The 19,225-nt window shown below is 71.8% G+C and carries 16 protein-coding genes and 1 pseudogene; 11 read left to right on the forward strand and 6 right to left on the reverse strand.

What is annotated here, in order from left to right; all coding sequences use genetic code 11:
- Nucleotides 1-90: 90 nt before the first annotated feature.
- The 3 genes from HUT10_RS01865 to HUT10_RS01875 all read right to left on the reverse strand — a co-directional run bounded on the left by HUT10_RS01865 (nucleotide 91) and on the right by HUT10_RS01875 (nucleotide 3,411).
- Nucleotides 91-1,557: an MFS transporter gene (locus HUT10_RS01865; protein WP_254896616.1), complete on the reverse strand. Its 1,467-nt coding sequence runs from the start codon at nucleotides 1,555-1,557 to the stop codon at nucleotides 91-93.
- Nucleotides 1,558-1,728: 171 nt separating this feature from the next.
- Nucleotides 1,729-2,613, reverse strand: coding sequence for a non-homologous end-joining DNA ligase (gene ligD, locus HUT10_RS01870; protein WP_254896617.1), 885 nt, complete (start codon nucleotides 2,611-2,613; stop codon nucleotides 1,729-1,731).
- Between the two features lie 165 nt (nucleotides 2,614-2,778).
- Nucleotides 2,779-3,411, reverse strand: a complete 633-nt coding sequence (locus tag HUT10_RS01875) for an O-methyltransferase (RefSeq protein WP_176169591.1) — start codon at nucleotides 3,409-3,411, stop codon at nucleotides 2,779-2,781.
- 397 nt (nucleotides 3,412-3,808) lie between these two features.
- Here HUT10_RS01875 and pfkB point away from each other — a divergent pair, with 397 nt between their 5' ends.
- The 7 genes from pfkB (at nucleotide 3,809) to HUT10_RS01910 (ending at nucleotide 9,837) form a co-directional block, all read left to right on the forward strand.
- A complete protein-coding gene (gene pfkB, locus HUT10_RS01880; protein ID WP_176169592.1) occupies nucleotides 3,809-4,744 on the forward strand; it encodes a 1-phosphofructokinase in 936 nt (311 codons plus the stop codon).
- 93 nt (nucleotides 4,745-4,837) lie between these two features.
- The gene (mtlA, locus tag HUT10_RS01885) at nucleotides 4,838-5,947 is read left to right on the forward strand and encodes a mannitol-specific PTS transporter subunit IIC (RefSeq protein ID WP_217709535.1); all 1,110 of its coding nucleotides are present in this window, start codon (nucleotides 4,838-4,840) and stop codon (nucleotides 5,945-5,947) included.
- Nucleotides 5,948-5,994: 47 nt separating this feature from the next.
- Nucleotides 5,995-6,303 carry a PTS lactose transporter subunit IIB gene (locus HUT10_RS01890; RefSeq protein WP_176169593.1) on the forward strand — a complete coding sequence of 103 codons (309 nt, stop codon included), beginning with the start codon at nucleotides 5,995-5,997 and terminating at the stop codon, nucleotides 6,301-6,303.
- Nucleotides 6,293-6,748: a PTS sugar transporter subunit IIA gene (locus HUT10_RS01895; RefSeq protein WP_176169594.1), complete on the forward strand. Its 456-nt coding sequence runs from the start codon at nucleotides 6,293-6,295 to the stop codon at nucleotides 6,746-6,748. Before HUT10_RS01890 ends, HUT10_RS01895 begins: the two co-directional genes overlap by 11 nt.
- Nucleotides 6,745-7,803 carry a zinc-dependent dehydrogenase gene (locus tag HUT10_RS01900; protein ID WP_176169595.1) on the forward strand — a complete coding sequence of 353 codons (1,059 nt, stop codon included), beginning with the start codon at nucleotides 6,745-6,747 and terminating at the stop codon, nucleotides 7,801-7,803. The genes HUT10_RS01895 and HUT10_RS01900 overlap by 4 nt, the downstream gene beginning before the upstream one ends.
- Before the next feature lie 33 nt (nucleotides 7,804-7,836).
- Nucleotides 7,837-9,504, forward strand: a complete 1,668-nt coding sequence (gene ptsP / locus HUT10_RS01905) for a phosphoenolpyruvate--protein phosphotransferase (RefSeq protein WP_176169596.1) — start codon at nucleotides 7,837-7,839, stop codon at nucleotides 9,502-9,504.
- Nucleotides 9,505-9,552: 48 nt separating this feature from the next.
- Complete coding sequence (locus tag HUT10_RS01910; protein ID WP_176169597.1) at nucleotides 9,553-9,837, forward strand: HPr family phosphocarrier protein; 285 nt, start codon at nucleotides 9,553-9,555, stop codon at nucleotides 9,835-9,837.
- Between the two features lie 320 nt (nucleotides 9,838-10,157).
- Here HUT10_RS01910 and HUT10_RS01915 read toward each other — a convergent pair.
- Nucleotides 10,158-10,918: pseudogene (locus HUT10_RS01915) on the reverse strand (DeoR/GlpR family DNA-binding transcription regulator).
- Nucleotides 10,919-11,778: 860 nt separating this feature from the next.
- Here HUT10_RS01915 and HUT10_RS01920 point away from each other — a divergent pair.
- Entirely contained in the window at nucleotides 11,779-12,420 is a 642-nt protein-coding gene (locus HUT10_RS01920) for a LuxR C-terminal-related transcriptional regulator (RefSeq protein ID WP_254896618.1), read from the forward strand.
- A 138-nt stretch (nucleotides 12,421-12,558) separates the two neighbouring features.
- Here HUT10_RS01920 and HUT10_RS01925 read toward each other — a convergent pair whose 3' ends face one another.
- Both HUT10_RS01925 and HUT10_RS01930 read right to left on the reverse strand, forming a co-directional pair.
- Nucleotides 12,559-12,771, reverse strand: coding sequence for a DUF5988 family protein (locus tag HUT10_RS01925; RefSeq protein ID WP_176169598.1), 213 nt, complete (start codon nucleotides 12,769-12,771; stop codon nucleotides 12,559-12,561).
- Between the two features lie 50 nt (nucleotides 12,772-12,821).
- Complete coding sequence (locus HUT10_RS01930; RefSeq protein WP_176169599.1) at nucleotides 12,822-13,601, reverse strand: thioesterase II family protein; 780 nt, start codon at nucleotides 13,599-13,601, stop codon at nucleotides 12,822-12,824.
- Nucleotides 13,602-13,777: 176 nt separating this feature from the next.
- Here HUT10_RS01930 and HUT10_RS01935 point away from each other — a divergent pair, with 176 nt between their 5' ends.
- From HUT10_RS01935 to HUT10_RS01945, 3 genes are all read left to right on the forward strand, one after another.
- A complete protein-coding gene (locus HUT10_RS01935) occupies nucleotides 13,778-16,756 on the forward strand; it encodes an amino acid adenylation domain-containing protein (protein ID WP_176169600.1) in 2,979 nt (992 codons plus the stop codon).
- A gap of 1 nt (nucleotide 16,757) precedes the next feature.
- Complete coding sequence (locus HUT10_RS01940; RefSeq protein ID WP_176169601.1) at nucleotides 16,758-17,948, forward strand: hypothetical protein; 1,191 nt, start codon at nucleotides 16,758-16,760, stop codon at nucleotides 17,946-17,948.
- Nucleotides 17,949-18,127: 179 nt separating this feature from the next.
- Nucleotides 18,128-19,162: a GDP-mannose 4,6-dehydratase gene (locus HUT10_RS01945; protein WP_176169602.1), complete on the forward strand. Its 1,035-nt coding sequence runs from the start codon at nucleotides 18,128-18,130 to the stop codon at nucleotides 19,160-19,162.
- Nucleotides 19,163-19,225 lie beyond the last annotated feature (63 nt).

Below are 19,225 nucleotides of genomic sequence, written 5' to 3' on the forward strand. Positions count from 1 at the left end.
AAGGCGCGTACGGCCCGACGGCGGCCGGCTCCGCATCTCGACGTGGAAGGGGCCTTCCCGCGCGGGAAGGCCCCTTCCACGTCTCCTGCTTCAGTGCGCCGACGGCGTCCGCTGCTCCGGAACGATCTGCAGCGCCCCGCCGCCGCGCTTGCGCAGCAGGGCGACGGCCAGCACCAGCCCGACCACGGCGAAGACGACGCACGCCACCAGGCCGCCGGTGAACCCGTCCATGATCGCGGCCGGGTCGGTGGCCGCCCGCGCCATGTGCGCGGCGACGATCGTCGAGACGACCGCCACGCCGATCGCGCCGCCCACCTGGAACGCCGCCGTGTTCAGGCCCGAGGCGAGACCGGTGTCCCGCTTGGCGATGCCGTTGAGGGCCGCCGCCGCGAGGGCGACCGGGCCGCCGCCGAGGCCGAGCCCGAACAGGATCAGGCCCGGGAAGACGTCGGCCCAGTAGCTGCCGGTCGGCGAGATGCCGGTGAGCACGAAGCAGCCGGCCCCCAGCAGCACCACGCCGATGACCGCGACGACCCGGATGCCGATGCGGTTGAGCACGGCCTGGGCGAGGAAGGCGCCGATCACCGCGGCGATCGGCATCGCCGACTGGCTGAGCCCGAATTCGAGCGCGGAGTAGTGCAGTACGCCGAGGGAGAACTGCGAAATCACCACGGACATGCCGAACGCGAGCGCCGCCGCGATCCCCGTCACCAGGTTGCCGCCGACCAGGCTGGGTGAGCGGAACAGCCGCAGCGGCACCAGCGGTGCGGCCGAGCGCTTCTCGATCACCACGGTCAGCGCGACGAGCACGAGGAAGACCGCGCCGAGGCCGATCGTGTGGAGGCTGACCCAGCCGCGGGTGGGCGCCTCGACCAGGACGTAGACGAGCAGGCCGAGCGCGGCCGTGCTCACGACGGCACCGGCGAGGTCGAACGTGCGCCGCGTGCCGGAGTCCTTGCTCTCCCGCAGCAGGACCGGGGCCAGCACCAGCATGACGAGCGCGACGGGGACGTTGACGAAGAAGATGGACTGCCAGCCCAGCCAGTCGATGAGCGTGCCGCCGAGCAGCAGCCCGACGGTGGCGCCGATCGAGGCGATGCCGGACCACATGGCGAACGCCTTGTTGCGCTCCCGGCCCTCCGGGAAGGTGTTCGTGAGGATGGACAGCGCGGTGGGCGCCATCAACGCGGCCGAGACGCCGTGCAGGGACCGCGCCACCAGCAGCACCTCACCGTTCCAGGCTAGGCCCGAGAGCACGGACACCAGCAGGAACAGGGCGGTGCCGATGATGAACACCTTGCGCCGGCCCAGCAGGTCGGCCGCGCGGCCGCCGAGCAGCAGCAACCCGCCGAAGGTCAGCAGGTTGGCGGACAGGGCCCACTGCCCCATGACCGGCGTCAGCTTGAGGTCGGCCGAGATCGATGGCAGGCCCATGATGACGATCTGGGCGTCGAGGATCACCATGAAGTTGGCCGTGCACAACAGGATGAGGGCTTTCCAGCGGCGCGGGTCCAGCCCCGACGCCACCGCGGTGGGTGCTGCTTGAGCGAGGTTCACTGCTCTCTCCTTCGAGCGGAGACAGCCGGGGGTGCCGGGTGTTCCTCCGCGGTCCGTGGTCTGCGTCGACCGTACGAAGAAAGAGCGCCGCTTCCTTCCTCCCGATTGCACACGGGATTCTTCCGCCGTGCGCATTCGGGGACCCACCGGAAACCGGACCCGGATGGCGGATCAAAGCCGCTTGAGCAGCTCCATCGCCTTGGCCGGGGAAGCCGCGTCCTCGGCCATGCGCGCCCACGGGTCTTCCTTGCGCGCCAGGCGGTCCTTCATCCGCTTGGGCGTCCAGCCCGCGGGTTCCGCTTTGCCGAGCTCGTGCCAGCCGAGCGGCGTGGCGACCCCCGCCGAGGGACGGGCCCGCAGCGAGTAGGGGGCCACGAACGTCGAGGTGTAGCCGTTGCGCTGGACGTCCAGGTACACGCGGTCGCCGCGCTGGTTCTTGCGCACCGCCGTGGTCAGCCGATCGGGGTCGAGCCGGGCGAGCACTTCGGCCGCCGTCTTCGCCAGCTCGCGGACCTCGTCGTAGGTCTGGCTCGGCTCCAGCGGTGCCACGACGTGGAAGCCGCGGCCGCCGGTCGCCTGCAGGTACGCGGTGAGCCCGGCGGCTTCGTAGACCTGCCGCACCAGGCGGGCGATGTCCCGCAGCTCGGCGACGGTGACCCCGTCCGGCGGGTCGATGTCGATCAGCACCATGTCCGGGTGCTCGAGGTCGGCCACGGTGGACGACCAGATGTGGTACTCGAGCGCCCCCTGGTTGGCCAGGTACACCAGGGTCGCGGCGTCGTCGCAGAGCACGTGGCGGACGTCGCCGGTCGTCCGCTGCGGGATCGCTTCGACGCGGATCCACGACGGCAGCCCGGGGCTCGCTTCCTTCTGGTACCAGTTCTTGCCCGCGATGCCGTTCGGGAACCGTCGCACGGTCAGCGGCCGGCCGCGCAGGTGCGCGACCATCGCCGCGGCGACGGTCCGGTAGTGCTGCACGACGTCGCCCTTGGTCAGCCCGGCGTCGGGGTAGTAGATCTTGTCCGGGTTCGACGTTTCGATCTCGTCGGGGTCCACCGGATCCTCCCTCGCCGGGCGGCCGCGGGCTCGGCGCGCCCGCGCTCCTCGACCGGAGCTTGCCCCGACCCGGCGGTGACGTCCACTCGGAGGGTGCTCAGCCGCGAAGGGTGAGCACCGCGGCGACCACCGGCGGCTGAACGACCCCGCACCCTCTTCGCTCCTTCAGCAGGCCTTGCGGACGAGGGTGATGCCGTCGCCGATCGAGAGCCGTGACGTCTCCACTCGCGGGTTGGCCCGCACGGCGCGGTCGAACTCGCCCGTGGTGGGGTCCTCGGCGGGTGGGGTGCCCGCGACGGCGAGGATGCCGTCCGGCGACAGCAGCGTCAGCGCCGCCTCGTAAAGCGGAGCGGACCCCGCGTGGCCGGCGGCCAGGAAGATCAGGTCGAAGGTGCCGGGCCCGTATTCGGCGAACAGCGCGTCGAGGACCGCGGTCGGCGGCGCGATCCGCAGGTCGATCCGGTCCGCGACGCCGGCGCGCCGCCAGTGCGGCCGGCCGAGCGCGGGCCACCGGGCGGTGGTCTCGCAGGTGATCAGCAGGCCGTGGCGGGGCAGCGACCGGGCGATGCACAGGGTGCTGTACCCGGTGGAGGTGCCGACCTCCACCGCCGTTCGCGCCCGCGTGAGCTCGACCAGCTGCTCGAGCAACCGGCCTTCCTCGGCGGACACCCGCGTCGCCGCACCCGTCGGCAGTGACGCTGTTTCTTCACGCAACTCGCGCAGGATCGCGTCCTCGGGACGGGCTTGTCCGCCCACTCGCGTGAGCATCTCCGAGGTCGCCAGCTGTGGGCTCGCCATGGGCGTGAGCGTAGGCGCGCGAACCCCGTGGAAATGCCTAGAACCTGTGGGAGCGGGCAGGCGGCCCTCGCCGGTCCGGCTTGGGATTGGGTGCGAACCCAGATGGCGGGCCACAGCTCACGGCCGAGCGATACCTGGTGCGCGGTATCAGTGGCCAGCGATCGTCTGGCCGGATCGATCATCCGCCCCGGTTCGGCGATGTGGTTTTGTGTTGTTTTCGCTCACGCGTGCGCGCCGCTCCAGGGTGCTCGAGGACTCCTGCACAGCAGCAGAGAGGCAGCTGGTGTTCGGGCAATAGGTAACGGTGAGGTCTCCGTCACGATTGGGGGTTGCAAACGCAGATGAACGCAGGCAACATCACTCAAACCAAAGTGGTTCTCGGCGGAGGTGTGCTGAAGTGTTCGTGACCCTGACGGCGAACCCGAGCGTCGACCGCACGGTCGAGGTGGCTCGGCTCACCCGGGGTGGTCTGCACCGGGCGACCGGCGCCACCGTCGAACCGGGTGGCAAGGGCATCAACGTCGCTCGGGCGCTGGTCCGCAACGGACACCAGGCCCGGGCCGTGGTGCCGGCCGGTGGCGCCGAAGGCGATCAGCTGATCAGCCTCCTCGAGCAGTGCGACATCGACGTGGTCCGGGTGCGCACGGAAGAACCCGTGCGCAGCAACATCAGCGTCGTGGAGCCGGACGCCACGGTGACGAAGCTGAACGAGATCGGCCCGCGGCTGTCCGCGCGGGAGATCGAGACGATGTGCGATGTGCTGCTGGCCAACGTGGCCGACGCGCGGTGGGTGGTGGCGGCGGGCAGCCTGCCGCCCGGTGTGGACGAGGACTTCTACGCCGCCCTGATCGGGCGGCTGGCCCCCACCGGGGCCCAGGTCGTCGTCGACACCAGCGGCCCGGCGTTCCGGACGTCGGTGAAGGCCGGGCCGGCGCTGGTGAAGCCGAACCTCGACGAGCTCGAGGAGGCAGTCGGCCGCCGGCTCGACACGGTGCGGGACATCGTCGACGCCGCGCAGGAGCTGCGTTCGCTCGGCGCGGGCAAGGTTTTGGCCAGTCTCGGCAGCAAGGGTGCCGTACTGGTCGAAGACGCGGGGATCTGGTGCGCCAACGCATCGGCCGAACCGCGGAGTTCGGTCGGTGCCGGCGACGCGATGCTCGCCGGTTTCCTGGCGGCAGGGGGGAGTGGCCCGCAGGCGCTGGCCACCGCCGTCGCCTGGGGTGCGGCCGCGGTGTCGCTCCCGGGCAGCACGATGCCGGGGCCCGAAGACGTGGAGGCACGTCGAGTGCGGGTGGAACCGCATCCCGGCTGGGACGAGAAGGTTCGCGAATAGCGCCCGCGGCGCCACGAGAACCGGTTCGCTCCGGTATCCGCCATCGGTTGATGGCGAACCCTCAAATCACCTTTCCAGAAGAGGAAGCCAACGATGACTACCACTACGGAGATCGACGACGAAACTCCGTCGAGGGCGGAGCGCGCGCGGGTCTCGATCCAGCGCTTCGGCGGTCAGCTCGCCAGCATGGTCATGCCGAACATCGGGGCGTTCATCGCCTGGGGTCTGATCACCGCGCTGTTCATCCCGAGCGGGTGGACGCCCAACGCGCACATCGCCGAGCTCGTCGACCCGATGATCAACTTCCTGTTGCCGGTCCTGATCGGGTACACCGGCGGCCGCCTGGTCCACGGCCAGCGCGGTGCGGTCGTCGGCGCGGTGGCGACGGTCGGGATCGCGGTCGGCGCCTCGATCCCGATGTTCCTCGGCGCGATGATCGTCGGCCCGCTCGGTGGCTTCCTGATCAAGCTGTGGGACGACAAGGTCGGCAGCAAGACCGCCCCGGGCTTCAAGATGCTCGTCGACAACTTCAGCGCCGGCATCATCGGTGGCGTCATGGCGGTGCTCGGCCTGCTGGGCATCGGCCCCGTCGTGCAGGGCATCACCAAGGGGCTCGGGCACGGCGTGCAGGCCCTGGTCGACGCGCACCTGCTCCCGCTGGTCTCGATCATCGTCGAGCCCGCGAAGGTGCTGTTCCTCAACAACGCCATCAACCACGGTGTGCTCAGCCCGCTGGGCGTCGCCGACGCGCTGCGCGACGGCAAGGCCATCGAGTTCCTCATCGAGCCGAACCCCGGCCCCGGCCTGGGCATCCTGCTGGCGCTGACGTTCTTCGGCGCACGCAGCGCGCGGGCCACCGCGCCCGGCGCGATCATCATTCAGTTCTTCGGTGGGATCCACGAGATCTACTTCCCGTACATCCTCGCCACTCCGCGCCTGATCCTGGCCGCCATCGCCGGCGGTGCCGCCGGTGTCGCGACCTTCAGCATCTTCGGCGCGGGCCTGACGGCGACGCCGTCGCCGGGCAGCATCATCGCGGTGCTCGCGGTGACGCCGAAGGGCGGTTACGTCGGGGTCATCGCCGGCGTGCTCGCCGCCGCGATCGTGTCGTTCGTCGTCGCCGCGGTCCTGCTGAAGTTCGGCAGGGACGCCCGCCGGGAGGAACGCGAACTGGCCGTGGCGAACGGCGGAGCCGTCGCTTGACGGTCAGGCTTGGCGATCATCGTCGATCGAAGGAAGGAAGTGCGGTAGTGAGCACCATCGAAGGCAAGGAAGTCAAGAAGGTCATCATCGCCTGCGACGCCGGCATGGGCAGCAGCGTGATGGTCGCGTCCCAGCTCGCGAAGCGGCTGAAGCCCTACTCGGTCAAGGTCGAGCACACGCCGGTCAACGAAATCCCGGGCGACGCTCAGGTCGTGCTGTGCCAGAGCACCCTGGTCAAGCGGGCCCGCAAGGCCAACGCCTCGGCCGTGATCCTCGGGTTCCAGAGCTTCCTGGGCGACCCGGTGTTCGACCAGGTCGAGACGGCGATCCGGGACGGCGGTTCCCTTGCCGACTGACGCTCCCATCCTCGGCACCGATTCGGTCCTGGTCGGCTGCACCGCCACCGACCAGGCCGACGCGATCACCCAGGTCGGCCGCAAGCTGCTGGAGCTGGGCGCGGTCGAGCCGGGCTACCTCGACGCGATGCACGAGCGCGAACGCTCGGTGTCGACCTACATCGGCGAAAACGTCGCCATCCCGCACGGCACCGACGAGTCCCGCCGGTTCGTGAAGCGGACCAGGCTGGCGGTCCTCCAGTTCCCCGGCGGGGTCGACTGGGGCGGCAACGACGTGCGGCTGTGCGTCGGCATCGCCGCCAAGGGATCGGAGCAGGTCGGCATCCTGTCCTCGCTGGCCCGGATCCTGATGGACGGCGAGCAGGCGCGGCAGCTGCGGGAGGCGCCGGACGCCGAGACGATCTTGCGACTGTTGAACCAGATGGACGAGGAGTTCTCCGAATGAAGGTGGCACGTTTCTACGCGCCAGGTGATCTGCGGGTCGAAGAGGCCGACGAGCCGAGCCCGGGCCCGGACGAGATCAAGATCCGGGTGCACAACACCTCCACGTGCGGCACCGACCTGAAGATCTTCAAGCACGGGCACCACCACATCGACCCGCCGCGGGTGATCGGCCACGAGATCGCCGGCGAGGTCGTGGAGAGCGGCGCGAACGTCTCCGGCTGGAACGCGGGCGACCGCGTCCAGGTGATCGCGGCGATCCCGTGCGGCGAGTGCAAGCAGTGCCGCAAGGGACTGCAGCAGGTGTGTCCCAACCAGCTGTCGATGGGTTACCACTTCGACGGCGGGTTCGCGGAGTACATGATCGTGCCGAAGCAGGTGCTCAAGGTCGACGGCGTCAACCGGATCCCCGACGACGTCAGCTACGCCGAGGCCTCGGTCGCCGAACCGCTGGCGTGCGTCCTCAACGGGCAGAGTTTCGCGCAGGTCGGCGAGGGCGACGTCGTCGTGGTCGTCGGCGCCGGCCCGATCGGCTGCCTGCACGTGCGGCTCGCTCGCGCCAAGGGTGCGGCCGCGGTGTACCTGGTCGAGCTGAACCGCGGCCGGCTGGAGATGGCGGCGGAGCTGGTCAAGCCGGACGCCGCGATCTGCGGCGCCGAGGTCGACCCGGTGGCGAAGATCCTCGAGCTCACCGAGGGCGACGGTGCCGACGTGGTCATCACGGCGGCGGCGGCGGGCAAGGCCCAGGAGGACGCGCTCAAGATGACCGCGCGCCGGGGCCGGATCAGCTTCTTCGGCGGCCTGCCGAAGGACAACCCGATCATCGCGTGCGATTCCAACCTCGTGCACTACCGCGAGCTGACCATCTACGGCGCCAACGGGTCGAGCCCCGAGCACAACCGCCAGGCGCTGGAGCTGATTTCCTCGGGCCGGGTTCCGGTCGCCGATCTGATCACCCACCACCTGCCGCTGTCGGAGGTGCGCCGCGCGATCGACATCGTCAGCAGCGGCGAGGCCATCAAGGTGACCATCGAGCCGGGCGCGTCCGACGCCGCGTGAGCGGGGCGGGCGACGAGGAGGAGGCGACCAGAGTTGGTTGACGAACTGCGCGGCAACCCGGCGAGCCCGGGTGCGGCCGCCGGCCCGGTGGTGCGGCTGACCCCGCCCCCGGTGCTGCCGGAGCACTGGGACGCCCCGGCGGCCCCGGAAGCCGAACTGGCAGCCGCCACCGAAGCGCTCGACGCGGCGGTGGCGGACCTGGAGAAGCGCGCGGCTTCGGTCAGCGGCGAGTCGAAGTCCATCATGGACACCCAGATCATGATGGCCAAGGACGCCTCGCTGACGGCGGGCATCCGCGCCTCGGTGGACAACGGGCGGCCGGCGGCGTGGGCGATCTCCGACGCCTTCGGCAAGCACGTCGCCGCGCTGGAGAGCATCGGCGGCTACATCGGGGAGCGGGCGGCCGACCTGATCGACATCCGGGACCGGGCGATCGCCGCCGCGCTGGGCCTGGAGCCACCCGGCATCCCCGACGTCGACGGGGTGTTCGTCCTGGTGGGCCAGGACATCGCCCCGGCCGACACGGTCCTGCTCGACCCGGCGAAGGTGCTCGGCATCGTCACCGAGAAGGGCGGCCCGACGAGCCACACCGCGATCGTCGCCCGCGCGCTCGGGATCCCGGCGGTGGTCGGCTGCGCCGGCGCCGCGGGCCTGGAGGCCGGGCAGCGGGTCGCGGTCGACGGCGGCCGGGGAACGGTGGTCGTGGACCCGACGGACGAGCACGTCCGCCAGGTCCGGGCGGAAGCCGACGCGCTGAAGGAGAAGCTGGCCCGGCACCGCGGCCCCGGAGCGACCGCCGACGGCCACCCGGTCAAGCTCCTGCTCAACGTCGGCAGCGTCGGCGGGGCCGCGGCCGAAGCCGCCGCCGACGCCGAAGGGGTCGGGCTCTTCCGCACCGAGTTCCTGTTCCTGGACCGCACGGAGGCGCCGACGGTCGAGGAGCAGCGCGCGGCGTACGGCGAGGTGCTGCGCGGGTTCTCCGGCCGCCCGGTGGTCATCCGCACGCTGGACGCCGGGGCCGACAAGTACATCCCGTTCGCCAACACCGAGGACGAGCCCAACCCGGCCCTCGGCGTGCGGGGCTACCGCGTCGGCGCCCGCCACCCGGAGCTGCTCACCGCGCAGCTGCGGGCGATCAGCCTGGCGGCCGCCGACCACGACGCCGACGTGCGGGTGATGGCCCCGATGATCGCCACGCCGGCGGAGGCCGCGGCGTTCCGCGACCTGGCCCGCGAGCACGGCATCGGCCAGGCCGGCGTCATGATCGAGGTGCCGGCCGCGGCGATCCGGGCGGCGGACATCCTGGCGGAGGTGGACTTCGTCAGCATCGGCACCAACGACCTGTCGCAGTACACCTACGCCGCGGACCGGATGCTGGGCGAGCTGGGGGAGCTGCTGGACCCCTGGCAGCCGGCGCTGCTGGCGCTCGTGGCGAACGTCGCGGCGGCGGCCATGGACGCGGGCAAGACCGCCGGCATCTGCGGCGAGGCGGCCAGCGACCCCGGGCTGGCGCCGGTGTTCGCCGGCCTCGGCATCACCAGCCTGTCGATGTCGGTGTCCGCGGTCCCCGCGGTCCGCGCGGCCTTGACCGACTACACGCTCGAACAGTGCGAAGCCCTCGCCCGCGAGGTGCTGTCCGCGCCCGAAGCACCGAAGGCCCGCCAGGTCGCCGCGGAGTTCGCCGCCAAGCCGCGCGGCTGAACGGGCCGGGCCCCCGCGCCGCGCTTTCTACCAGATGGGATCACGGGTATGTCCAGTAAAACGGTGGTAATCGGTTCGGCCGTCGGGCTGCACGCGCGGCCGGCCAAGCTCCTCGTCGAGGCGGCGGCCAGGCAGCCGGTGCCGGTGAAGATCGGCCGCAGCGAGGACCAGCTGGTGGACGCCGCCAGCATCCTCGGCGTGATGTCCCTCGGCGTCCGCGGTGGCGAAGAGGTGCTGATCACGGCCGAGGGCGAAGGCGCGGAGGAAGCGGTGGCGGAGATCGCCGAACTGCTGGCGCGCGACCTCGACTCGGCCGGGCAACCGGCCGGCTGACGTCCGGTGGCCCGGCCGGCGACCCCCAGGCCGACCGGGCCACCGGACGCCCGTGGTGTCCACTGCGGACCCCCGGGCGCGCACCCGGATCTCCGGTGAGCCGTTCTGGTCACTGTCCGGACGGCTCACCGGACACCCACGCGGGTACTTCGCCGCGGCTTCGCCCACCTCGGGCGGAGCCGCGGCGTTCGTCGTTTCCCGGCCTCGGTGGGTACGTTCGGGCACGCCGCCGGCCTCGGGCGGTGCCCGGCGGTGATCGATCCACGCTCGAACGAGGTGGAACGGTCCGTGGTGCGGCGACGGGCCCGGGGGTGCCGCGCTCAGGCGATGACCATGCGCGGGCCGGCGCCGGCCAGGTCCCGGGCCACGTGCTTGTCGATCCCGTCGTCGGTGATGAACGTGTCCACGTCGGACAGGTCGGCGAAGCGCGCGAAGTGGTCGTTGCCGACCTTGGTGTGGTCGGCGAGCAGGACGGTGCGGCGGGCGCAGCTGATGGAGGCCCGTTTGACCATGGCTTCGGCGTTGTCGGGGGTGGTGAGCCCGCGTTCGAGGGACAGTCCGTTGGTGGCCATGAAGGCGACCTCGACGAAGGTGTCCCGGAGGGCCTGCAGGGCCCAGGAATCGACGACGGCGAGGGTGCGGCCGCGCAGCCGCCCGCCGACGAGCATGAGGGTGATGTGCGGGCGGGTGGACAGCGTCATCGCGATGGTCACGGAGTTGGTGACGACGGTCAGTTCCCGGTCCGCGGGGAGGTGCTCGGCGAGGCGGGCGGTGGTGCTGCCGGCGTCGAGCAGGATGGCGCCCTCTTCGGGATTTCGGCGATGGCGGCCTTGGCGATCCGGTCCTTTTCCGTGGCCATCAGGGTGTTGCGGGTGGCGAGGGCGGGTTCGAAGCCGAGGCGTTCGACCGGGATCGCGCCGCCGTGGACGCGGCGCAGGAGGCCGTGCCGTTCGAGTACGGTGAGGTCGCGGCGCACGGTTTCGGTGGTGACCGAGAACTCGGCGGCCAGCTCGGCCACGTCGACGCGGCCGTTGGTGCGCGCCCGGTCCAGGAACACACGCTGCCGTTCTTCTGCGTACATCGTCATCGCCTTCGGTGCGGAGTCCGGAGTGGTCGGTGCGGTGGGGCCGAGTCGGTTCGTTGCCCAGCGTAACGGTTCACGAGAACCGAGCCAACGCGCTGTGTTGGTTTGTTGTCCGCTTTTTGTGGCTTCTGTCCCCGACGAGCAGATCTGTGGCTGTTTTTCTGGGGAAAACGTTGACATGGTCGGTGAATCGCACCCTTAGTCACACGAAGCCTTGCCAAAGCCATACGAACCCAAGTAGCGTCCAACATGCGATCAACGAGGCGAAACGTCAAGGAGATCGTCGTCACGGGCGAAGCCGGAGCCGCTTTCCAGCGCGGTGCGGCCGCCACGGTGGCGAGTGCCCGGTACCGGTGGAAGCTCACCGATCGGTGACGACCCCCGGTGACGCCCACCTGGCGTCGGGCCGGCAAATCCCGGGGCTCCGGACGCCCCCGGGTGTGGTCACCACGCGAGCCGGAACGTGATCGAGGAGGGAGCCGATCTTGTCTGCCGAGACCAGCACGGCGCCGACCGCGGACGCGATTCGGTTCCACCGGGAAACCGGCGTCGGTGCCACCGGCTCCGGCCCCCCGAGCGGCCGCGACGGCGGCGCTCAGACCTCCGGCCCGAGCGGGTGCGCCCGCTGACGGATGCCTCGATGGCGGCCCGCTGTGCCGCGGACATCGGTTGACACAGAACAGGACTCCTGCGGCGCTGCGCCCAGGGAGACAGCCCGGCTGAGTGCGAGCCGGGCGCGGTGGCCGGGGAACTGCTGCCGCGATTCAGGTTGAGGGCGGTCCCACTCTGGAACTGCCGGAAAGTCGGTGATGGTGATGATGGAAAGTGCGACTGCGGTACCAGGTTCCGGTCTCGCCGTGAAGCCGAACCCGTCCGACGGTGCCGACACCAAGACCTGCATGGCCAGCCTGCTGCCGGACCTGACCGTGGTGGCGGCCAACGACGAGTTCTTCGAGCAGTTCGGCCGGAGCTCGGCCGACGTCTGCGGGCGCGGGCTCTACGAACTGCTGCACCCGGGCACGCAGGCCGTGCTGGACCGGCATTTCGCCGGCCTGGTGAAACAGGGCCACAACCGCTTCGCCGAGCGCGTGCTCGGGATGTACGGGCCCGACAACCTGTTCTCCGGCGAGCTGACCGCGGTGGCGGTGCGGGGCGAGACCGACGAGCTGTCGTCGATCGTCGTGCTGGTCTGCCCGGACGGCGTGATCGCCGAGGAGGCCGAGGTCCCCGAGCAGGGCCGCCGCCGCTCACGCGCCCGCAAGGCGCTGCTGACCGAGCTCGACGGGCGGATCCTGGAAGGGGTGGCGGCCGGTGCGTCCACCGTGCAGCTGGCCAGCCGGCTGTACCTGAGCCGCCAGGGCGTGGAGTACCACGTCGGCTCGATGCTGCGGAAGCTACGGGTGTCGAACCGGCCGGCCCTGGTCTCCCGGGCGTATTCGATGGGGCTGCTCGCCGCCGACTGCTGGCCGCCCCGGGTCGTCCCCGGCGTGGTGACCTGACGGACCTCCGCACCGACAGAAAATGCCGTGGCGGTGCCCCTCGCGAGGGGCACCGCCACGGCATTTTCCGTCGGGGGCGGGCTTCGTGCGCTCCGGTGAACCGCGGGTGAGCCGGTCGCGCCGGTTCACCCGGGGGGTTCACTCGGCGACGCGGGTGCTCCCGCACCAGCGGAAGACGGCGGCCTCGGCTCCGTCCACCACCGAGAACTCACCGTCGTGGCTGAAGTGCTCGTAGCCCGCTCCGTGCGGGATCTTGAGCTTCTCTTCGAGCCCGGTGGTCACCTCGCGGGTCCGATCGTTCGCGGGCAGGCCGGCGGGCCCGCCGATCAGCGTCACTTTCCTGGGCGGCACAGCGGATACCTCCTCGTTGCGTGGTCGACGGTCACCGGGCCCGGCGTGGGTCAGGCCCGGACGGCGTGGGTGGTGGCGACGCGGGTCAGCTCGGCCCGCAGCCGCGCCAGCACGTCCGCGGAGTGCTCCACCAGGAAGAAGTGGCCGCCGGGGTAGACGTGCATCGCGAAGGCGCCGGTCGTGTGCTGCTGCCACGTGCGGGCCTCGTCGGCCGTCACCTTGGGGTCGGTGTCGCCGATGAAGACGGTGATCGGGCAGGGCACCAGCCGGTCCGGCGGGCAGCTGTAGGTTTCGATGGCGGTGAAATCGCCGCGGATGGCGGGCAGCGCCATCCGGCGGATCTCTTCGTCGTCCAGCAAGGCCGTGTCCGTGCCGCCGAGCTCCTGGACCTCGGCGATGATGCCGTCGTCGCCGAGCAGGTGCACGAACTCCTCGCGGACGGTGGCGGGCCCGCGGCGGCCGGACGCGACCAGTGACGCCGGTGCGTCACCACCCCCGGCCGCCGTGCGGTGCGCCACCTCGAAGGCGAGGATCGCGCCCATGCTGTGTCCGAAGTAGACGGTCGGCTTCGGCGGCAGGCCGCCCAGCACGGCGGTCAGCCGCGCGGCGTACTCCTCGACCGAGGTGATGACCGGTTCCCGGCGCCGGTCCTGCCGTCCCGGGTACTGCAGCGAGATGACGTCCGCGACGGGCGCCAGGGCGCGCGCCACCGGCTGGAAGAAGCTCGCCGCGCCCCCCGCGTGCGGGAAGCAGACCAGCCGGGCCGGCGCGTCCGGCGCGTCGGCGAAGCGACGGATCCAGAGGGCGGCTTCGGTATCTGAGATGTCCACGGCGGAAGGGTAGGTCGCGGCCCTGGCGAGAAATCCCTAGACAGCGGCGGCCCGGCCCCGCCGCGTGGCCGCTTCGGGGACTTTTCCTAGAAGTGCGGGGATTTGTTGTGACCGGCCGATCCCGGGATGCAGACTCCGACCCGGAGTTGTCGACTGAACGGGGACGGAGCACGGCGATGACCGATCGTCTACCGGAAGACGCCGCCTTCACGCGGCAGGTGTGCCCGATCGAGCAGTGGTTCCTCGGTTTTCCGGCGAAGATGTCGCCGGTCACGAACTTCTGCGTCGAGGGCACCGGCCGGCTGACCGCCGAGCGCCTGCGCCGCGCGGTGGCCGTCGCTTCCGCGGCCTGCCCGGGCGCGCGGCTCGTCCGCCGCGGTCACCGCTGGGTCGACGGCGGTGTCGCGCCGGCCGTCAAGGTGGTCACCGGCGTCGCGGACCCGTGCGCCGCTCCCGAGCTGCGTTCGCCGCTGCCCGGCCGCTCGGGCGCGAACTGCGAGGTGCTGCTGCTCGACGGTCCCGAGCCGACCGTGGTGTTCCGGGCGAGCCACGTGGTGATGGACGGGCGCGGGCTGATCCTCTGGGCGCGGGACGTGTTCCGCGCGCTGCGCGGCGAGGAACCGGCCGGTGCGCGCTCGACCGAGACGGTGCTGGACCTCGACAACCCGTTCTACCGCCAGGCCGGCCAGGCCGAGGCGGCCACCAAGGTGCCTTCGCTGCTCGGGATCCCGCCGCGCGCGGACATCCGCCGTCAGGTGTGGCGGCGGCGGACGGTCGACGGGACCTTCCCTGCGCTGAGCGCCCGGCTGGCCGCGGCGGTGACCGCGTTCTCCGGCCGGTCCACCGCGCCGATCCGGTTTCCCCTCGACCTGCGCCCGTTCCACCCGGAACTGCGGTCCACCGGGAACCTGTCGCTGGTCCTGTCCCTGGACGTGGCGGCAGGCGACTCGTGGGAAGAGATCTACCGGCGGCTGCTGGCCGCGCTGAGCGGCCGGCAGGACGGCCGGGTCTCCGCCCCGGACCCCAGCATCCTCAAGGCGCCCGTCCCGCTGCTGCGGTACTTCATCCGGCGGGCCGAGCGCTCGGCCCGCCGGGAGGACCGGTTCAGCGCCACGGCCAACGTGAACAACCTCGGCCGGGTGCCCGCGGACTGGTTCCACACCGGCACGTTCGAGGCCGCCGGCACGTACATGGTGTCGCCGATGGAGCCGGCCACGCCGGTGTCCGTCGTGGCGACCGAGGGCGACGGCCGCACCGACCTCACGGTGGCCTGGTGGGACGGCCCCGGCATGTCCGACCGGGTGGACGCGCTGCTCGACACCGTCGGCGAGGCGCTCGCCCCGGCCGCCCACCGCCGGCAGGGCCGGCTGACGTCCGCGGCGCTGCCGGACCCGGGACCCGGCATCGTGGACCGGTTCCTGGACCAGGTCCGCCGCCGTCCGGACGCCATCGCGGTGAGTGCGTCGGACGGTGAGGTCACCTACGCCGAGCTGGCCCGGCGGGTGCGCGGGGTCGCGAAGTCCCTGCGCGAGCTCGGAGTCGGCCGCGAGGACGTGGTCGGGCTGCTCGCCGACAAGACCGTGGACGCCGTCGCCGGCGCGTGGGGCACCCTGCTGGCCGGCGCCGCCTACCTGCCCATGGACCCCAAGCACCCGGACACCCGCATCCGGACCCTCCTGGCCGACGCGCAGGCCGTGGCCTGCCTGGCCACCCGCCCGCACGACCGGCGCGACCACCGCCCGCACGGCTGCGCCGGGCTCGTGCTCGACGACCTCCCGCGCGACGCCGACCTGGAGCCGGCCGCCCCGGCGCCCGGCGACCTCGCCTACGTCGTCTACACCTCGGGTTCGACCGGCCGGCCCAAGGGCGTCGAAATCGAACACCGCAGCATCGCGGCGTACGCGACCTGTGCGGCGAAGGAACACGGCATCGGCCCGGACACCCGGCTGCCCCTGCTCTGTTCGCTGTCCTTCGACCTCGCCCAGCTCTCCCTGATCCTGCCGCTGACCGTCGGCGGCACGCTGCAGCTGCTGCGCGACGAGATCAGCCACCTCGGCCTGCAGGAGATCCTCGACGCCGGGGCGACGACGCTGTCCCTCACCCCGTCGCACCTCGACCTCATCACCCGCCTGCAGCTGCGGCCGGGCTCGGTGCGCAGGCTGCTGGTCATCGGCGAGCAGTTCACCCGCGGGGTGGCCCTGCGGGCCAGGGAGGTGTTCGGGCCCGACTGCCTGATCACCAACATGTACGGACCGGCCGAGGCCACCATCGGCGTCGGCCACCACGACTTCGACGCCGACCGCGACGAGGGCGCGGCCGTGCCGATCGGCGTGCCGTACGCCGGTGTGACCTACCACGTGCTCGACCCCGGCCGCGGCTACGTCGCCCCGGGTGAGCCCGGCGAGCTGTACATCGGCGGCAGCCAGCTCGCCCGGGGCTACCGGGGCCGTCCCGACCTGACGCGCGAGCGGTTCGTCCGGCTCGCCGACGGCAGCCGCGTCTACCGCACGGGCGACGTCGTGCGCCGGCTGCCCGGCGGCGGCCTGGAGTTCTGCGGGCGGATCGACGACCAGCTCAAGGTGCTCGGCCACCGCATCGAGCCCGCCGAGATCGCGCGGACCATGGAAACGCACCCGGCCGTGTCCGGCGCCGTGGTCGTCGCGCGCACCCGGCCGGGCCACCGCGACAAGACCTTGTGCGGGTACGTCACCGCCGCGAACGGCCCGATCGACGTCGGCGAGCTCACCGGCTACCTGGCCGACCGGCTGCCCGGTTACATGGTGCCGGCCGCGATCGTGCCGGTCGCGGAGTTCCCGCGCTCGATGAACGGCAAGATCGCGGCCGCGTCGCTGCCCGATCCGTTCGGGGACGCGGAGCCGGTGGCCGGCGGGGCGCTCGAAGGCATGGAGGACACCGTGGCGCGGATCTGGTCGCAGGTGCTCGGCGTCGAAGTCGACCGCTTGCACGGCGCCAGCGACTTCCACCGGCTCGGCGGCGACTCGCTGTCGCTGATCACCATGGTTGCGCAGGTCGCCCGGCACGCGACCGGCCCGGAGGGCGAGCGCGCGTTCGTCAGCCGCCTGCCCGAGATCATCCGCCGGACGACCGTCGAGCACGTGGCCGAACTGGCCGTGCAGGCCCGGGCGGGGCAGTGACATGAGCGTGCCTACGAACGCCGGCACCGGTTTCACGCGCCGGATCGATCCGATCGAGTGGTGGTTCCTGGGGTTTCCGCGCCGGGTGTCGGCGGCGCTGAACCTGTGCGTCGAGGGCGCCGGGCACATCGACCCCGCAGAGCTGCGCCGCGCGGTGGCGATCGCGTCACGGGCCTGCCCGGGCGCCCGGCTTGTCCGCCGCGGCCGCACCTGGGTGGACAGCGGCGTCACGCCGGCGGTGACGGTGGCGCCCGGCGTTCCGGCCGAGGCGCCCGAGCTGCGCACGCCGCTGCCCGGGCGCGCGGGCCGCACGTGCGAGGTGGTGCTGTTCCCGGGGCCGCAGCCGACGGTGGTGTTCCGGGCCGGGCACGCCGTGATGGACGCGCGCGGGCTGCTGTGGTGGGCCCGTGACGTGTTCCGGGTCCTGCGCGGCGAAGAACCGGTCGGCGCCACGTCGGCCGCCACCTTCGAAGACCTCGACGATCCGCTCCACCGGAAAGCGGGCGAATCCGAATCCGAATCCGGGTCCGAATCCGGGTCCGGGGTGCCCGCCCTGCTCGGCGTTCCGCCCGGGGCCGACCTGCGGCGGCAGCTCTGGCGGCGGCGCACGATCGAGGGCACCGTCCCGGCGCTCGAGGCGCGGCTGGCCGCGGCGCTGGTGGAGCTGTCCGGGCACGCCGTCGCCCCGGTCGGCTTCGTGGTCGACGTGCGCCCCGGCCACCCGGGGATCCGGTCGACGGGCAACCTCTCCCTGGCCGTCTCGCTGGACCTGCGGGCCGGGGACGCCTGGCCGGACGTGGACCGGCAGCTGGCCGCCGCGCTCGCGGACCGGACCTGCCGGGTCGACGCGCCGGGCGCGGAGGTCCTCAAGGCACCCCTGCCGCTGCTGCGGCACATCGTCCGGCGGGTCGACCGCGGCGCGCGGCGCGACGACCGGCACAGCCTGCTGGCCGAGGTGTACCACCTGGGTCCGGTGCGGCCCGGGTGGTTCCACACCGACGACTTCACCGCGGCGGCCGGGTACGCGCTGTGCCCGATGGAGCCCGGTGCCGCGTTGTCCGTCGTCGCCACCGAAGGCGACGGGCGGACCGACCTGACGCTGTCCTGGTGGGACGGTCCCGGGATGGCCGAGCGGGCGGACGCCCTGCTCGACCGGCTCGGTGCGGCCCTGGTGCCCCAGGAAACCGGTTGAGGCGTCCGCGAAACCGTTGCTCCGCAACGCCGATCGAGGGATCGGCCCGGCAACTCTCGGGATTTTCCCAGTATCGCTTCGAGTTCGATTGACACTGGTCCGGCCGGTTGCGACGGTCGGACCGGGCAGGAGATCCGAAGCCCGCTGTCCGGCTCGTCGCGAAGAAAGGGGTGCGGCGCATGACCAAGCGCGCACTGATCACCGGGATAACCGGGCAGGATGGCTCCTACCTGGCCGAACACCTGCTGGAGCAGGGATACCAGGTCTGGGGGCTCATCCGCGGCCAGGCGAACCCGCGGAAGTCGAGGGTGAGCAGGCTGCTCGGTGATGTGACCTTTGTGGACGGTGACCTGATGGACCAGGCCAGCCTGGTCTCCGCGGTCGACGCCGCGCAGCCGCACGAGGTGTACAACCTCGGGGCCATCTCGTTCGTGCCGATGTCCTGGCAGCAGTCGGAACTCGTCACCGAGGTCAACGGCATGGGCGTGCTGCGCATGCTGGAGGCCATCAGGGTGGTCAGCGGGCTGAGCGGCTCGCGCACCCCGACCGTGGACAACCAGATCCGCTTCTACCAGGCCTCCTCCTCGGAGATGTTCGGCAAGGTGGCCGAGACGCCGCAGCGCGAGACGACCACGTTCCACCCGCGCAGCCCGTACGGGGTCGCCAAGGCCTACGGGCACTTCATCACCCGCAACTACCGGGAGTCCTTCGGGATGTACGGGGTCTCCGGGATGCTGTTCAACCACGAATCACCCCGGCGCGGGGCGGAGTTCGTGACCCGCAAGATCACCCTGGCGGTGGCGCAGATCAAGCTCGGCCTCCAGGACAAGCTCCACCTCGGCAACCTGGACGCGGTGCGCGACTGGGGCTACGCCGGTGACTACGTGCGTGCCATGCACCTGATGCTGCAGCAGCCCGTCGCCGGCGACTACGTGGTGGGCACGGGGAAGATGCACTCGGTCCGGGACGCGGTGCGGATCGCCTTCGAGTGCGTCGGCCTGGATTGGCGCGATCACGTCGTGATCGACCCGGCGCTGGTGCGCCCGGCGGAGGTGGAGACGCTGTGCGCGGACAACACCCGCGCCCGCACCGAACTCGGCTGGGAGCCCGAAGTGGACTTCACCGAGCTGATGCAGATGATGGTGGAATCGGACCTGCGCCAAGCCGAGCGCGAGCGCGACTTCGGCGATCTCCTGGTGTCGGCCGGCTGGTAGCGCTTCCACCGGATTTTCGGCGAAGAGCACGAACCCCGCGGGGTTCGTGCTCTTCGCGTTTCC

Origin of the sequence: Amycolatopsis sp. Hca4, from assembly GCF_013364075.1 — a bacterium.
Taxonomy (GTDB): domain Bacteria; phylum Actinomycetota; class Actinomycetes; order Mycobacteriales; family Pseudonocardiaceae; genus Amycolatopsis.

Coding starts and splice junctions, on each gene's coding strand:
- HUT10_RS01900 (WP_176169595.1), top strand. CDS start 6,745: ATGAAGGTGGCACGTTTCTACGCGCCAGGTGATCTGCGGGTCGAAGAG.
- HUT10_RS01935 (WP_176169600.1), top strand. CDS start 13,778: ATGACCGATCGTCTACCGGAAGACGCCGCCTTCACGCGGCAGGTGTGC.
- HUT10_RS01910 (WP_176169597.1), top strand. CDS start 9,553: ATGTCCAGTAAAACGGTGGTAATCGGTTCGGCCGTCGGGCTGCACGCG.
- mtlA (WP_217709535.1), top strand. CDS start 4,838: ATGACTACCACTACGGAGATCGACGACGAAACTCCGTCGAGGGCGGAG.
- HUT10_RS01945 (WP_176169602.1), top strand. CDS start 18,128: ATGACCAAGCGCGCACTGATCACCGGGATAACCGGGCAGGATGGCTCC.
- HUT10_RS01940 (WP_176169601.1), top strand. CDS start 16,758: ATGAGCGTGCCTACGAACGCCGGCACCGGTTTCACGCGCCGGATCGAT.
- HUT10_RS01875 (WP_176169591.1), bottom strand. CDS start 3,411: ATGGCGAGCCCACAGCTGGCGACCTCGGAGATGCTCACGCGAGTGGGC.